This window comes from Mycolicibacterium neoaurum, assembly GCF_036946495.1.
Taxonomy (GTDB): domain Bacteria; phylum Actinomycetota; class Actinomycetes; order Mycobacteriales; family Mycobacteriaceae; genus Mycobacterium; species Mycobacterium neoaurum_B.
Genome location: NZ_JAQIIX010000002.1, coordinates 3662966 through 3677586, shown reverse-complemented (window position 1 = coordinate 3677586; position 14621 = coordinate 3662966). Strand labels below are relative to the sequence as shown.

At 64.6% G+C, this 14621-nt stretch carries 18 protein-coding genes; 7 read left to right on the top strand and 11 right to left on the bottom strand.

Going from position 1 to position 14621, the window contains the following annotated elements:
• Window positions 1-90: 90 nt before the first annotated feature.
• Window positions 91-1599, top strand: a complete 1509-nt coding sequence (locus tag PGN27_RS23035; RefSeq protein ID WP_335328196.1) for a GAF domain-containing sensor histidine kinase — start codon at window positions 91-93, stop codon at window positions 1597-1599.
• On the opposite strand, the gene PGN27_RS23030 is transcribed toward PGN27_RS23035, so the two are convergent.
• The 4 genes from PGN27_RS23030 to PGN27_RS23015 all read right to left on the bottom strand — a co-directional run bounded on the left by PGN27_RS23030 (window position 1589) and on the right by PGN27_RS23015 (window position 5701).
• The gene (locus tag PGN27_RS23030) at window positions 1589-1762 is read right to left on the bottom strand and encodes a hypothetical protein (RefSeq protein ID WP_335328195.1); all 174 of its coding nucleotides are present in this window, start codon (window positions 1760-1762) and stop codon (window positions 1589-1591) included. The genes PGN27_RS23035 and PGN27_RS23030 overlap by 11 nt on opposite strands.
• Window positions 1763-2061: 299 nt before the next feature.
• The gene (locus tag PGN27_RS23025; protein ID WP_335328194.1) at window positions 2062-3555 is read right to left on the bottom strand and encodes a serine/threonine-protein kinase; all 1494 of its coding nucleotides are present in this window, start codon (window positions 3553-3555) and stop codon (window positions 2062-2064) included.
• Window positions 3556-3868: 313 nt separating this feature from the next.
• Entirely contained in the window at window positions 3869-4831 is a 963-nt protein-coding gene (nrdF, locus tag PGN27_RS23020; protein WP_031601419.1) for a class 1b ribonucleoside-diphosphate reductase subunit beta, read from the bottom strand.
• A gap of 120 nt (window positions 4832-4951) precedes the next feature.
• Complete coding sequence (locus PGN27_RS23015; RefSeq protein ID WP_335328193.1) at window positions 4952-5701, bottom strand: TetR/AcrR family transcriptional regulator; 750 nt, start codon at window positions 5699-5701, stop codon at window positions 4952-4954.
• 151 nt (window positions 5702-5852) lie between these two features.
• On the opposite strand from PGN27_RS23015, the gene PGN27_RS23010 reads away from it, so the two are divergent.
• The 4 genes from PGN27_RS23010 to PGN27_RS22995 all read left to right on the top strand — a co-directional run bounded on the left by PGN27_RS23010 (window position 5853) and on the right by PGN27_RS22995 (window position 8424).
• Window positions 5853-7037, top strand: coding sequence for a geranylgeranyl reductase family protein (locus PGN27_RS23010; RefSeq protein ID WP_335328192.1), 1185 nt, complete (start codon window positions 5853-5855; stop codon window positions 7035-7037).
• A gap of 29 nt (window positions 7038-7066) precedes the next feature.
• Window positions 7067-7477, top strand: coding sequence for a VOC family protein (locus tag PGN27_RS23005; protein ID WP_335328191.1), 411 nt, complete (start codon window positions 7067-7069; stop codon window positions 7475-7477).
• A gap of 38 nt (window positions 7478-7515) precedes the next feature.
• On the top strand, window positions 7516-7932 hold the full coding sequence (locus PGN27_RS23000) for a VOC family protein (RefSeq protein WP_335328190.1): 417 nt from the start codon (window positions 7516-7518) through the stop codon (window positions 7930-7932).
• A gap of 126 nt (window positions 7933-8058) precedes the next feature.
• Window positions 8059-8424, top strand: coding sequence for a cupin domain-containing protein (locus PGN27_RS22995; protein ID WP_335328189.1), 366 nt, complete (start codon window positions 8059-8061; stop codon window positions 8422-8424).
• 22 nt (window positions 8425-8446) lie between these two features.
• Here the strand turns inward: PGN27_RS22995 and PGN27_RS22990 are convergent, their stop codons facing one another.
• Window positions 8447-9148: a LysR family substrate-binding domain-containing protein gene (locus PGN27_RS22990; protein WP_335328188.1), complete on the bottom strand. Its 702-nt coding sequence runs from the start codon at window positions 9146-9148 to the stop codon at window positions 8447-8449.
• Between the two features lie 28 nt (window positions 9149-9176).
• Here PGN27_RS22990 and PGN27_RS22985 point away from each other — a divergent pair, with 28 nt between their 5' ends.
• On the top strand, window positions 9177-9554 hold the full coding sequence (locus PGN27_RS22985; protein ID WP_335328187.1) for a DUF5997 family protein: 378 nt from the start codon (window positions 9177-9179) through the stop codon (window positions 9552-9554).
• A 12-nt stretch (window positions 9555-9566) separates the two neighbouring features.
• Here the strand turns inward: PGN27_RS22985 and PGN27_RS22980 are convergent, their stop codons facing one another.
• Together PGN27_RS22980 and PGN27_RS22975 are read right to left on the bottom strand one after the other, a co-directional pair.
• Complete coding sequence (locus PGN27_RS22980) at window positions 9567-9812, bottom strand: hypothetical protein (RefSeq protein ID WP_335328186.1); 246 nt, start codon at window positions 9810-9812, stop codon at window positions 9567-9569.
• Between the two features lie 64 nt (window positions 9813-9876).
• The gene (locus PGN27_RS22975; RefSeq protein ID WP_335328185.1) at window positions 9877-10479 is read right to left on the bottom strand and encodes a nucleotidyltransferase domain-containing protein; all 603 of its coding nucleotides are present in this window, start codon (window positions 10477-10479) and stop codon (window positions 9877-9879) included.
• Window positions 10480-10861: 382 nt separating this feature from the next.
• On the opposite strand from PGN27_RS22975, the gene PGN27_RS22970 reads away from it, so the two are divergent.
• On the top strand, window positions 10862-12223 hold the full coding sequence (locus PGN27_RS22970; protein WP_335328184.1) for an ABC1 kinase family protein: 1362 nt from the start codon (window positions 10862-10864) through the stop codon (window positions 12221-12223).
• Here PGN27_RS22970 and PGN27_RS22965 read toward each other — a convergent pair.
• From PGN27_RS22965 to PGN27_RS22950, 4 genes are all read right to left on the bottom strand, one after another.
• Window positions 12220-12831 (bottom strand): TetR/AcrR family transcriptional regulator, encoded by a 612-nt coding sequence (locus PGN27_RS22965; protein ID WP_335328183.1) that lies wholly within the window; start codon window positions 12829-12831, stop codon window positions 12220-12222. The genes PGN27_RS22970 and PGN27_RS22965 overlap by 4 nt on opposite strands.
• Window positions 12824-13519, bottom strand: coding sequence for a TetR/AcrR family transcriptional regulator (locus PGN27_RS22960; protein WP_335328182.1), 696 nt, complete (start codon window positions 13517-13519; stop codon window positions 12824-12826). The genes PGN27_RS22965 and PGN27_RS22960 overlap by 8 nt, the downstream gene beginning before the upstream one ends.
• 63 nt (window positions 13520-13582) lie before the next feature.
• Entirely contained in the window at window positions 13583-14083 is a 501-nt protein-coding gene (locus tag PGN27_RS22955) for a transcriptional regulator (protein ID WP_335328181.1), read from the bottom strand.
• Entirely contained in the window at window positions 14080-14433 is a 354-nt protein-coding gene (locus tag PGN27_RS22950) for a hypothetical protein (protein ID WP_335328180.1), read from the bottom strand. Before PGN27_RS22950 ends, PGN27_RS22955 begins: the two co-directional genes overlap by 4 nt.
• Between the last annotated feature and the right edge of the window lie 188 nt (window positions 14434-14621).

Below are 14621 nucleotides of genomic sequence, written 5' to 3'. Positions count from 1 at the left end.
GCAGGCCCACGGCGCGCCGGCATTACCGTTAACGGGAAACTTCTGGTTCCGCCACCACCAGTGCGGCTGCGAACTCCTACGATCATCGGCGTGAACTGGCGAACCCTCTCGAGCCGGGCGTTGGCGCAAGTCGTGCGGCCGACCGCCCGACCGTTGTGGGTCGGCATCCTCGTGGGGCTGGGATTCCTGGCGGCCGAGGTCGGCCTGGTCGCGGCGCTTCGGATCGTTGCTCCGGAGAACGCCTTCGGAGCATTGTTGTTGCTGGGGGTGCTCGTGGTCTCGGCCGGCTGGGATTTCCCGCTGGCCATCGCGACATCACTGGCCAGCGCGGCGGTGTACGCATACCTGCATCTGGAGGGACGCGATTCGCTCGCTCCGGCGTTGGCGGTGTTCCTGACGTTGGCGCTGCTGACCAACGTGCTGGTGGGACAGGCGCGGCTGCGGGCGGCCGAGGCCGAACAGCGCCGAAAGGAAGCCCTGCGTCTCGCCGGGCAACAGGCGGCGTTGCGCCGGCTGGCAACCCTCGTGGCCCGAACGGCCGACCTGTCCGAGATCTATCAGGTCGCGGTGCGCGAGCTTGCGCACAGTCTGGCCGTCGATCATGTCACCCTGGTGCGTTTCCGGCCGGATCGCAGCTGCCTGGTCGTGGCCGCACACGATCTCCCCGAGGTACCGGGATTCGGCGTGGGTGAGGAGTTTTCGTTATCCGGTGACAACATGAGCGGGCAGATCTTCGCCACGGGAACGCCGACGCGTATCGACGATTACGCGGGTGCCGCCGGCCCCATCGCCGCGCGCTTGCACGAACTGGGGGTCCGGTGCGGCGCCGGTGCGCCGCTGATGGTCGCGGGCGCGGTGCGCGGCGCGCTGCTGGTCGGAGCTCGGCAGCCCGCATCGATCTCGCGCAGTTGCGAGGACCATCTCGGAGATTTCGCCGACCTGGTGTCCACCGCGATCGCCAATACCGAGACGCGCACCGCATTGACGGCATCCCGGGCTCGCTTGGTCGCGGCCGCCGACGAGGCCCGGCGCGGTTTCGAACGCGACCTGCACGACGGCGCCCAACAGCGGATTGTGTCGTTGAGTCTGGAACTGCGCGCCCTCGAGGCGACGACCACGGACGCATCACTACGCGACGAGCTGGCACGGGTCGTCGGTGGGCTCGCCGAACTACACACCGATCTGCAAGAGCTTTCTCGTGGTATGCATCCGGCGGTTCTTTCGCGCGGCGGGTTGCGTCCTGCACTGCGGGCACTGGCGCGCCGCTGCACCGTTCCCGTCGAGCTGGATATCGACGTCGATGCCCGGCTTCCGGAATCGGTGGAGGTCGCGGCGTACTACGTCGTCGCCGAGGCACTGACCAATGCCGCCAAGTACGCCGAGGCGGAGGTCGTCACGGTTCGCGTTGCCGCGGCCGAGGGAATGTTGACGCTGTCGGTCAGCGACGACGGCGTCGGGGGCGCTGTCGCGGGTGCCGGCTCGGGGCTCGGTGGATTGCGCGACCGGGTGGAGGCGCTGTCGGGTCAGCTGGACATCGACAGCCCACGCGGCGTCGGCACCACCGTCACCGCAGTGGTCCCCGCACCGGTCAACGGCTGAACTGCAATACCCGACAGGGCGGCATCGCGGTCCGCTCCCGGGCCACTTGTCCCAGGTAGGACGGGTGACGACGTTGCGCTTCGCGCAATGCCCGCAGGTTGCGCTGGGCGCGCCGGGGGGAAAGCTCGACGACGTTGCTATCGCTGATGCTGGACGCAGCCATGATGTTCTCCTTGCGCCGGTGTCCGACCGTCACCGTCCACATTCCGCTGCGAACCGATGAGGGACCTCAACGAAACCCGTGAACTTCGTGAGAATGCCCACGTGAGAAGACACACAAACGCTTACTTTTTGCGTTGGCTCTCCGCGTACTCGTCGGGACGGTTCTTCTTCATCCACGCCCGCACCGGCCAGAACACGGGGTGTCTTCTTACGCTGATCAATCCCAACGACCCGGACCCGCTCCGACGCGGTGAAAGTGGCCGCATCCGGCCTAGTCTCTCAAGAAACGGACCGGCGGCCTCACGGTCCCGATGAGATCGCTGGTTCTGAATAAACGTCGCCGCCGGTGTAGATCACCAGCCCATTTCTGCTGATGTCGTATCGGGTGCCATTGTTGGTTACCGAGAACCCTGTTGGAGTGGCCACCACTCCAGGCAGATCAATGCGGGCATTGTCCTTCAGGCGTAGACCCTTATAGGTATAGATGCCAGCGCCCTCGTCGCAAATGACAACCAAAGATTGAACTGTTTGTAGCGTCAGCGCCGGAACGTAGGGGCAAGACAATCCTGCGTACGACCAAGCGGCAGACGTAGGTGCCGCAGTGGCGGTTCTGCTAGGAGCACTCGCCGTCGAACTCGGTGATGTCGACGACGTTCCAGCTGTCGCGCTGCTGACAGTCGGGGTGGCGGTCGCCGGGCCGCTTCGCTCCCACGGACGCGCGACCAAGGCGGCGACAATTACACCGCCAACGAGGGCTGCTGCAACCATAAGGCCCACAACAACCGGCCATATCCGGCGTACTCCTACATCCTGCGGTTGGGCTGGTGGGAGAGGCGCGGTTGGCGGCGAAAGCGTCTTCGTCATGGGTGGCGCTTTACGGGTTCCAGGAGCACCCGACACGACAGGCGGGCGAACGTTAACTGGTGCCAGCGCGGTCGCCTGCTGCGATGCTGCGGATGCACTCGCGCCGTTAACAGCCTGTGCGAACGCTGCGCATGTGGCGTGACGCCCTTCGGGGTTCTTCTCGAGTGCTCGTCGGAGCGGCATGTCGAGCACGGCGAGGTCGGGGCGTTCACCACCGAGCAAAGGTGGTGTCGTGGTGAGGTGCCGACTAATGACGACGGCTGGGTTGGAGTCTGGGAAGAGCTGTGACCCAGTCAGCAGGTGAAAGGTCGTCGCGGCGAGCGCGTATTGGTCAGCCCTACCGCTCATCGGTTCGCCCATGAGCTGTTCGGGCGCAGCGTAAGCGACAGTGCCGACCGTCATGTTCGTCGTAGTGATGTTGCTGGTGTCGTTTAGAGGTCGAGCGATCCCGAAGTCGGCAAGAAAGATCTTGGGGTCGTCGGTATCGAGGTCGGCAACGATGATGTTCGCAGGCTTAACGTCGCGGTGCAGCAAGCCCTTCTTATGGGCGTAGTCCAGGGCGTTGGCCACGGCGGTGACGATCGGTAGGACATAACCAACGGGCATGCCCTGCGGGTAACGCTGCTCCAGGAAGCGACTGAGGTCAGTGCCCTCGATATAGTCCATCGCAATCCACAGCTGGCCATCGTGCTCTCCCCGGTCGTGGATGCCGACGATATGAGGATGCCGTAACCCCGACGCTAGGTCTGCCTCACGGATGAACCGCTCACGGAAAGACTCATCCTGAGAAAACTCCGGGCGCAGGACTTTCAGCGCCTCCTGGCGCGGAAGCCTCGGGTGCTGAACCAGATAGACCTCACCCATCCCACCCGACCCCAGTTGCCGCAGTAGGCGGTATCCGGCGAAGGTGTCGCCGATCGTCAGTGGCATTGCCGGATACTAACGGCAGACTCCGACTGTTTTCAGAACCTCAGAGTCGTCGGCTGTCGGCGCTCATCAGATTGCATCAGAAAGTCGCCGCTGCGCTCCGAGAGTCCGCCTACTCGGCGAACTGGGGGCGGTAGCCCACCCGGTACCGCTTGCCCTGCTTGGTCTCGTAAGCCGCCACGACTGCCATGCCCACCAGCGTAATTAAATGTGGGCAGAATGTGGGCAGATGCTCTGTACACCGGCACCAAGACAAGCAAGAGGGCGGACCGTTTCCGATCCGCCCTCCACTCAAATATTGCTGTGAACAGTGCCTTTAGAAGTCCCAGTCCTCGTCCTCGGTGACCACGGCCTTGCCGATCACGTAGCTCGACCCCGAGCCCGAGAAGAAGTCGTGGTTCTCGTCGGCATTGGGGCTCAGAGCCGACAGGATGGCCGGGTTGACATCGGTCTCGTCCTTGGGGAACAGCGCCTCGTAACCCAGGTTCATCAAGGCCTTGTTGGCGTTGTAGCGCAAGAACTTCTTGACGTCCTCGGTGAGCCCGACCCCGTCGTAGAGATCCTGGGTGTACTCGGTCTCGTTGTCGTAGAGCTCGAAGAGCAACTCGTAGGTGTAATCCTTGAGTTCCTGCTTACGCGTCTCGGTCTCGGCGGCAAGACCCTTCTGGTACTTGTAGCCGATGTAGTAGCCGTGCACGGCCTCGTCGCGGATGATCAGCCGGATCATGTCGGCGGTGTTGGTCAGCTTGGCCCGGCTGGACCAGTACATCGGCAGGTAGAAGCCGGAGTAGAACAGGAAGCTCTCCAGCAGAGTGGAGGCGACCTTGCGCTTGAGCGGGTCGTCACCCTTGTAGAAATCCATCACGATCTGCGCCTTGCGCTGCAGGTTCGGATTCTCCTCCGACCAGCGGAAGGCCTCGTCGATCTCGGCCGTCGAGCACAGCGTGGAGAAGATGTTGCTGTAGCTCTTGGCGTGCACCGACTCCATGAACGCGATATTGGTGTAGACCGCCTCTTCGTGCGGGGTGAGCGCATCGGGAATCAGGCTGACCGCGCCGACGGTGCCCTGGATGGTGTCCAGCAGGGTCAATCCGGTGAAGACCCGCATGGTGAGCTGCTTCTCGTGGTCGTTGAGCGTGCCCCAGGACGGGATGTCGTTGGACACCGGCACCTTCTCGGGAAGCCAGAAATTGCCGGTGAGTCGCTCCCAGACCTCGGCGTCCTTGTCGTCTTGCAGGCGGTTCCAGTTGATGGCCGAGACACGGTCGATCAGCTTGATTCCATCGGACACCTTGGACCCCAATTCGCTACGTGGTGAGTGCTGCCACGACACTACAACTGGGGGCCGACAACGCGCGCCAACACCAGAACTTGTGTTCTGGCGTGTCGTTGATCGGACTCAGCCGGCCGCGGGTTCGGCGCCGTCCTGGCGCCGAACCGCATCGTGGATCGGCTGGTCAGGGTCGATCTCGACGCCCATCAGCTCGGCAGTCCCGTTGACCGCACCCATCATGATCGTCGTCATGTGCGCCACGAAATCCTCGGCGGGCATCCGACGGGCGTTGTCTTCGCTGCCCCCGAGCCACCAGTCGGTGGCCGAGGCGGCGGTGCCGAAGAGCGCGAACGCCGCCAGTTCGAACACCTCGGGCTTGAGGTTCATATCCTTGAGTTCACCGCTGACCATCTCGGCGATGGCCAGCGTGATGTCCCGCCCGCGGTTGACGGTGGACATGGCGGCCGCCGATTGGTCGGCGAACCGCCCCTGCAGTAGGAACCGCACCACATTGGGGTGCTGGTCGACCAGCTCGACATAGTGTTCGACGGCGCGACCGATCACCTGGCGCGCCGAGTCGGATTCGATGTTGATCGACGGGATGACGGCCGCATACAACATGTCCCGCATCCGCTCGCCGATCTGGGCGAACATGTCGGACTTGTCGGTGAAGTGCCGGTAAATCTTCGGCTTCGCGGTCCCCGCCTCTTCGGCGATCTCCCGCACGCTGACGTTGGGTCCGAGCCGATCGATGGCACGGAACGCCGCCTCGACGATCTCCGCGCGGACCTTCTTGCGGTGCTCACGCCATCGCTCGCTGCGCGCGTCAACCTTCACCCCGGGCTGCCCGGTGAGCGGAATGGATGGTCTGCGCACCCGACTACTGTACCGGGAGGGTCCGCTGACCTGCTCGGACAGCCCCGCTTCGCGCCGCCGACCATTCCGCCCGGAACTTTGCTCGCGCGACAGTCGGCGAAGCATACGAGTAGCATCGCCATGTCATGCCCACACTCACCGAGACGAGCGAATGACAGCCCGATATGACGTAGTGATCGCAGGTGGCGGCCCTTCTGGCTCAGCCGCTGCGTGGCAGGCCGCACAGACCGGCGCCCGCGTGGTGGTGCTGGACAAGGCAGAGTTCCCGCGGTCGAAACCCTGCGGTGACGGGCTGACCGCCCGCGCCGTGAGCTACCTGCAGAAGATGGGCCTGGCCGACGAGGTCGCGACCTATCACAGGGTCAACAAGGTCACGGTCTACAGCCCGAGCGCCTGGGAATTGTCCTTCCCGCGCCGTCCGGGGATGCCCGACCACGGCCACACCGTGGCTCGCGAGCACCTGGACACGGTGCTGCTCAAGCACGCCGAGTCCGCCGGTGCCGAGATCCGCCAGGGCGCCGAGGTTGCCGGACCCGAGATCGACGCCAGTGGCCGGGTCGTCGGCGTCGTGCTCAAAAGTGGGGAGAAGGTGCTCGGCGATGCCGTGATCGCCGCCGACGGCGCCTACTCCCCCATCAAGCGTGCGCTGAAGATCGACTCGGATTACAACGGTTACTCCGCCATCGCGATCCGGTCCGAGATGCACCTGAACCGGCCCGACAACGACAGCCTCGACATCTATCTGAAGCTGTTGTTCCAGGGCGACCAGCTGCCCGGGTACGGATGGGTGTTCCCGATGGGCAACAACGTCTTCAACATCGGCCTGGGCTATGTGAACAGCTACAAGAACTGGCAGGCCATCAATGCCACCCAGTTCCTCGGCGAGTTCCTGCGTAGCCTGCCCGCGGAGTGGGAAGCGCCGCCCATCGAAGAGCTCAAGAAGAACAAGAGCGTGCGGGCCTGGCGCCTGCCGATGGGTTTCACCGCCTGGCCGCCGTGGCGTCCGGGCGTGCTGTTCACCGGCGACTCGCTCGGCGCAGGCAAACCGGCCTCGGGTGCGGGTATCTCCAAGGCCCTGGAATCGGGATTGGCCGCCGGCGAATGCGCGGTCGCTGCGCTGACCAACGGCGGACCCGACGATTTCACCAATTACGCCCAGCGCATGGAGGCGGCGTGGGGTAAGGAGTATCGCCGGGGCCGGTACATGCACAAGCTGATCGGCTACCCGAAGCTTGCCGATGCCGGTATCAAGCTCATCGACAATGCCGCGTTCCGGGATCGGATGCTCAAGGCGCTGTACAAGAAGGCACAGGGTCCGCAGCACTCCATCAAGTAGATGTCGGTGGCCTCGGGTAGACCGGGGCAATGGACTCCGCGCAGCTGACCGCGTTCCTTTGTTACCGCGACCTCGAGTCGGCGCAGCGGTGGATATCCGATGTTCTCGGGTTCGCCGTGGTGCGTAGTTTCGGTGACGGCCGACAGCTCTTCCACGTCGAGATGCGGCGCGGTGCTGCGGTGGTGTGCCTGCAGCACGATGACCGCGGCTACGACGTGCCCCGGCCGAAGGGCGACTGTGTCGGAAGCGGGCTCTACCTGGTGGTCGATGATGCCGCCGCGGTGGACGCCGCGCACGCGCACGCAGTGCGAGCGGGAACGACCGTGTTGATCGCGCCGGAGATGACGGACTGGGGCAACTTTAGGACCGAGCTCCTCGACCACGAGGGGCGCCAGTGGTCTGTCGGCACCTACGCCCCGGGCCGACCGGACGAGCGGTGACACCGGATGTGTCGGTGCGCGTGCGTAGCCTTCGGCATATGGAACAGCGCATCAGCCTGATCACCCTCGGCGTAGACGATCTGGAAAGGGCCCGCGGGTTCTACGAGCAGGGGCTTGGTTGGAAGCCCGCCGCCACTCCTGGCGGGGTGGTCTTCTACCAGCTCCCCGGCATTGCACTGGCGCTGTTCGGGCGCGCGGAGCTGGCCGCGGACGCTCGGCATCAGGTCGACGGCCGGTTCTCCGGCATCACCATCGCCATCAATCAGCGATCCGAGGCCGACGTCGATGCCGTGCTGGAGCAGGCCGCCGCTGCCGGCGGCACCATCCTCAAGCCCGCCGAAAAGGTCTTCTGGGGCGGTTACTCCGGCTACTTCGCCGATCTGGACGGCCACGTCTGGGAGGTCGCTCTCAACCCGGACTGGACCATCAATGACGATGGCACGCTGACGATTTGAGTTGCTCCTTGGCCCAGGGTCACGAGGTGTGCCGGGCAGCTGTCACGACAGTGTCGCCACGTACACTCGTCGGCGCGGTAAAAACGGTGGTCTCACGACCGTTTCCTCGGTGAATGGAGATATGCAATGGTGGCTGCCAACCCGGCGATGCAGAAGGCGCGACTTGCCGACATCCCGAGCGACGTTCACGGTTTGATCTCCAAGCGCACCGCCGAGCTGGACGGCGTCTCGGTCACCGAAGTGACCTTCGCGCGAGGGGCGCGTTGGTCAAACGACCTCAAGGATTATGCGGGCACCGAGTTGTGCGAACTACCGCACGTCGCCCTGGTGCTGGCCGGCAAGCTCGCTGTCCGCATGACCGACGGCACGGAGGAAATCTTCGCCGCCGGCGATGTGATGCTGTTGCCGCCCGGCCACGACGCGTGGACCGTCGGAGAGCACGACTGTGTCTTCGTCGAGTTCTCCCGAGGCAACGACTACTACTCGGCCTGACCCGCGCCCAGCGGTTCGGCACTCACCGGCGACCCCGCTTGACCGGTTTACGCGCGGTCTTGCCTGCCGCGGCGCGCGCAGCTTGTTTTGCCAGCGTCTTCTCGCGCGCGGTGCGCTTGGGTGCCGGTTCGACGCGACCCCTCGATGAGCTCGATTTGCGACCACGCACGATGCCGATGAATTCCTCGACCAGCGGGGTCTGTTCACCATCGGGAAAAGCGAGCGCCACGGGGCAGGTGGGCGCGTCCGATATCGGTCGGTAGCTGAGATCCTTGCGGTGGTGCAGCCGCGCCAGTGATTGCGGGACGATCAACAACGCCATACCAGCGGCGACGAGTTCTGTTGCGTCCCTGGTTGTGTCCGGCCGATGCTGCACTGCGGTACCGGCCGACCAGCCGACGACATCGTCGAAGGGTATGACGACGGGTTCGTCGGCGAGGTCAGCTGCAGATACCTCGTCGAGGGCTGTCAACAGATGATCCGCAGGTACCACCACCACCGTGGTCTCGGCGTAGAGCGGTATGACGGCCAGCCCGCTGGAATCGGCGTCCGGCCGCAATATGGCGACGTCGACGGCGCCCGTTCGCACGGCGTCGGCAGCGCCGGCCGCCTCCACCGCGCTCAGTCGCAATTCGATATCGGGGTGGCGCTCGGCCCAAACGCGTGCCCATCTCGCCGGAGTCGCACCGGGGATGTACCCGACGGCAAGGCTTGGCTGGGTCACCTGGTCAGGCTACCGATACGCTGGTTTCATGAGTAGGCAGAATACGCAGTCCATGAAGTCGGCCACCGCGGCCAAGAAGCTGGACGTGTATCTGCCCGCCACCCCGGCGGAGTTCCGCGAGAACTCCATCACCCGCGCCGAGCTCGCCGCTCTGCAAGAGGACCCGCCACAGTGGCTGAAGGATCTTCGCAAGAACGGGCCGCACCCGAAAAACTTGGTGGCCGCCAAGCTGGGTGTGTCCATTGCGGGGTTGGCCCGCGGCGGTGTCACCGAAGCGTTGACCACCGAGCAGATCAACGCACTGCTGGAAGACAAGCCGGACTGGTTGGTCGCCGAGCGTGAGAGTTTCCAGAATGTGTTGACCGAGGAGCGTCGCATCAAGGCGCAGCGCGCCGCCGGTCGCTGACGGGCCGACGGCCTACCTGATCGGTGTGACGACCGCCGGCTTGCGGCCCTTCACGAAGTACGCGACCGGCAGAAGACCTGAGGATGACACCACACCGAGCGCGGTGCGCCACAGCCAGCGTGGGCCGTTCACCTGTTGAGCGTCGCGGCCAGAGAGGTCCCGCAGCGCCAGGGCACGCAGCCCCGCATCGACCACCGCCAAGACCACGATCAGCGCCTTGCCCGCCGGATGTAGGTCCTTCCACACCTTGCCCGCCACGTTGCGCGCACCCTTTCTGTCGACGACTCTGCCCCCAACGTACCAATCGCGCATGTGGCGACTTTCAGAGCGCATCGATCCAGGTGTGTCCGGGATGTACGCGAGTCAGCCACCCGCGCAACCGGTCTCGCCTCGACGAACTCAATTCCGGAAGCACGCGCGCGAAGTCACCTTCGTCCTTGTCGCGTCGGTGCTTGGCCTTGAACAGCAGCACCACCTCGGGGATGAGATAGGGCACCCCTTGGGGGGTCCGCAGAAGCAGCTCCGCGTAGTCGAGGGTGATGCTCGGATCACGTCGGCACACCCATCGACCATCGGTATGCGGTTCGCGAAAGACGTCGAGCCGGAAGCAGTCTCGCTCCGGGTCCCACAGCCACGTCTGGAAGTGCCGGTCCAGATGTCGGGGGTATGGCCAGATCCGCCCGTCTCCGACCACCTTCCACTGATATTCGGGCAGGGCCACTGCGATCTCGTCGAACCGTGCTGCCGGGACGGCGATCTCAAGGTCTTCGTGCGTGCGCGTGACCTCACCGAGGAAGAGGTCCAGCGCCCAGCCTGCCGCCACGCCCCATGGCGCGTCGACGGATGCGAGCCGCCCGGTCACCTCGGAAGGCGTCCAGGGTTCCCACTCACCCTGCGCCACCGCCCCGTCGTCCTCCACACCCACCGATCACTCCCCGCCGATACGTGGCGGCAGTCGCCGCTGCCCCACGAGGCTATTGGCAGCGCACCACCCGGCGCGAGGCGCAAAAGCCTGCGGGCGCACTGATCAAGTGCGGGTAGCATTGCGCCAATGGTTGCCGACCACACGGAGAACGCACGGCACCAGGGCTTTGTGGCAAAAGTGCATCGTTGGGGGGATTCTCGCAGATGGTGGTTGTTGCGCATGTGGAGCGCCGACGAACCGAGACGTTCAGTCCCGAAAACGCAATGGCCGGCGGTTTCAGCAACATTCTGTGCATCCGATCCTGGTCCGCGAACTCGTTAACTGAGATTTGTCGACAGCAGGGGGTTCCCGAGTGAAGACGTCCCCCAAGAGCGCGTCCCGGGTGAGCCGAACAACACAGCTGGGCAAGGTCGCCGCCCGACAGGCGGCCCGCCATGCGGTCGATGCCGCGCGTCGACCCTTTCAGTCCGAGGAGGAGCAGGCTCGCGCTCGCGACGAGCAGATGCTGCGCCTTGCCGACGACCTGGTGGAGACCCTGGGCAGTATGCGCGGGGCCGCGATGAAGCTGGGCCAGATCATCTCGGTACTCAACTTCGGACTCAGCTCCCAGGATTCGCGCGCCGAATTCAGCCGTCGCCTGGAACCGCTGTTCAACGCCGCACCTCCGGTTCCCAATGCCACCATGTTCAAGCTCATCGACAAGGAGATCACCCCGTCCGGCCGGCGGTTGCTCGCACACATCGACGACACACCGGTGGCCACCGCATCGCTCGGACAGGTCTACCGAGGCACCCTCAGCGACGGACGCGCCGTGGCGATCAAGATTCAGTACCCCTTCGCGCGGGACGCGGTGCGGGCCGATCTGAAGAACATGGCGATGCTTGTCCGGTTGCGCAGACCGTTCTACCCGGTACCCGGACTCGACGAAGTGATGGAGGAGGTACGCCAACAGATCGAGGCCGAGCTCGATTACCGGTTGGAGTTGGACAATCATCGCTCGGTCTACGAGGCCAACCGTGATCACCCGGTCTTCGCCATACCGGAGCCGATCGACGAGCTGTGTTCGGCTCGGATTCTGGTGACCGAATATGTCGAAGGACAGGCGCTGCACATGTTCTCACCGACCGACCAAGCCGATCGTGATCGTCTCGGCGAGGCGATCTATCGCTTCTATGCCGGCAACATCTACACCACCGGCCGGTTCTGCGCCGATCCGCATCCGGGCAACATCATGGTCCTCGAGGATGGTCGCCTGGCATTTCTCGACTTCGGCCTCTACGTGCGCATGTCCCCCGGTGATCTGGACTGCCAGCGCTCGATCCTGGCCGCCGCGATGAAGGGTGACGCCGCCACCGTGCACGAGCTGACGCGGCGGGCGGGATTCCTCGCCGATGCCGAGGCGATGCCGCCCGAGATGACGATGGATTACATGCGTGCGGTGGCCGGCTGGTACCTGTTGCCCGGCGTAGCACAGATCACCGAGAAGGTGGCATACAAGGCCCTATCGCAGGCGATGCTGCCGCGATCGGATTTCCGGGACGGCATCTTCTCCCAACGGATGCTCGGGCCGCACGCGTTCGCCCGGCGGACCGAAATGAGTGTCTGCGCGCTGCTGGGAACGCTCCAGTCGGCCAACAACTGGCACGAGATCGCCTCAGAGTGGGCATTCGGCCATCCGCCGGCTACCGAGATGGGCCGGGCGATAGCGGAGTACGAGGCCGCGGCGCGTCGAGGCGAGTCTTAGCCCGCAGGCAAGACTGCGGGGAGTCCGCCCAGCAGATAGTTCGCGACGAAGGTGGTGATCTCGTCGACATCAAACGGCTCGCCAGAACCCAACAGCGCCGGCGTCGCCGCTTGGGCCAGAGTCGACACGACGAGCTGACCCGCCCACGCCACATCGATCGGGACGTCTGATCGGAGCCATCCACGTGCCGCCGCCAAGCTGAGAATGACGGTCATCTGCGCACTGATATCCCGGTAGTGGCCGATCATCAGCGCCAGGGCATCGGCGTCGACTCCCGGCGCAGCCAGAATGACGAAGGACAGGAGTTCAGCGTGGTCGGCAATATGTTGCAACGCCCGTCGCACCAGCGCATGGAACTCGGCGACGAAGGTGTCCCGATCAGGCACCGTTGACCAATCCCTGTCTGCGAACACGGCCAGCGCAACATCGTCCAGGGAACGAACCATTATCTGGTCCAGGAGATCACGCTTGTTCCGAAAGGAGCCGTAGAACGTTCCGCGGCTCACGCCGCACTCGGCGACGATATCGTCGACGTCGACGTCGCGATAGCCGCGCTCGAGAAACAGCGCCACTGCAGCTGCATAGAGCTGGCGCGCGCGTTCAGGCACCGTCAGGCTCCTCTGCACCCTCATTGTCGCGGCTCAAGAGTCCTTCCGCAGCAATCGATCTCATCATCGACAGGAACTCCGCGCGCTTTCTGGCAGTGCCGTCACCCGCCAGCGACATCGCCAATCCGGGGCCCGCCATTCCCACTATGGTGCGACCCAGCAGCTTCCACACATCACGGTCCACGTTGCCTTCCGGCACGAAGCGCTCGAACATCTGAGCAATGCCCGCATCCATCATGCCGAGCAAACCAATTACCCGCCAACGTAGTTCAGCGTCGATAGCACTGCTTTCCACCGTCAACACCCGAATGATTGCCGGGTCTTCGTCCACCAGCGCGAACAACCGGGTGCCGAACGCGGTGATCAACTCCAACGGATTCCGGTCTGTCGCCGCGATTTCGTCGACAACGGAGTCGACGTTCAGCGCCTTGAGCGCCTTGGTCACCGCATAGTCGAAGATGCGATCGACGAGTTCACGCTTGCTCTCGAAGTACCGATACAACGTCCCATTCGATACGTGTGCATGGCGCGCCACGTCGGACATCAATGTGCGCTCGTAGCCCTTGTCGGTCAGCACGGCGTAGGCGGACTCGATGATGGCGTTGCGTCGTTGCTCCTGCAGCTGCGGATTCGGGGGGCGGCCACGAACGCGCCGTCCTTCTCCCACGGAACCGCTTGACCGACGCACCGGCAAAGAGTACACGCTCGGACACTTCGATCGAGGACGACCGCGGATACTGCGGCCGGTCGGCTACCCCGCTTCAGCCCGGTCGGCGGCGCCCTCGCCGGGTACGATCACCGAGCAGGCCTCGACTTGGGCAAGCAGCGCGTCACGAGACTCCGCAGGCAGGTCGAGTAGCCCGGACACGATGTGGCGCACGAGGGGATCGCGTGCCACGCCGAGCCAGTAGAGATCCTCGTCCACCCGGCGCTGATACCCGCCACCGCGCACCAGAAAGTAATCGGCACGTACGCCGAAGAACTGCGCGATGACATTGATGGTCGCCCGCGACGGCTTGGTCCGACGGCCCAGCCGAAGCTGGGACAGGTAGGGCGCCGAGAGAACATGGCCGCGTAACGACAGCTCCTGCAACATCTCTCGGCTGGTGTACGGTCCCCGCCACGGTGGGTGCACCACCTCGAACAGGCGGTTCAATCGCTCGGCGAAGTCGTCGTGGACGTCGGCAGAATCCTCCGGTGTCCGGCTCTTCCATCTCGACGAACGAATGACGGTCCCATTTCGAGCACTCACCAGATCCCCGTTCCCTTGACGATTGACCAGGACTTCTGCCTGCGGCGACGTTCGATCACGTTGACATCGCTGGCGGGTGAAAGAGGTAGCGGGACAACCGAGCACACCACGGGCCGCGGCACCAGGAGGGGCTGCGCGGGTAGGCACTTCCCGCGCGTGCAGTGCTCCAACGCCTGGACGACAGCCGTCGCACGCAACATCACCGGCCGTTCGTTCCATCCGCAGGTGCACGACGCGGACCAGTGAAAGGTGTCCAGCCGCGCAACCGAGGCGATGCACCGCTCCTCGGTCGGCTCGTCGGCCGGAACGGTGGCCCGCCGCGCTGCCAGCGAAAACACCGGACACGGCACGCCACCACCGCTCTTTCTCGGGGCTACCATGATTCACCGACAACTATTGCGGTACAGATGTTGTCGCATCGTGTGGGTGTCACTGAAAGCACGTGGCGGTCCTCTCCAGGCAAGGTGAACAAACAAGTCGCCGACGGGGATCCCCGGGGTGCACGCGGGATCGTCTCGCCGCCGTTGTCGAATGACTC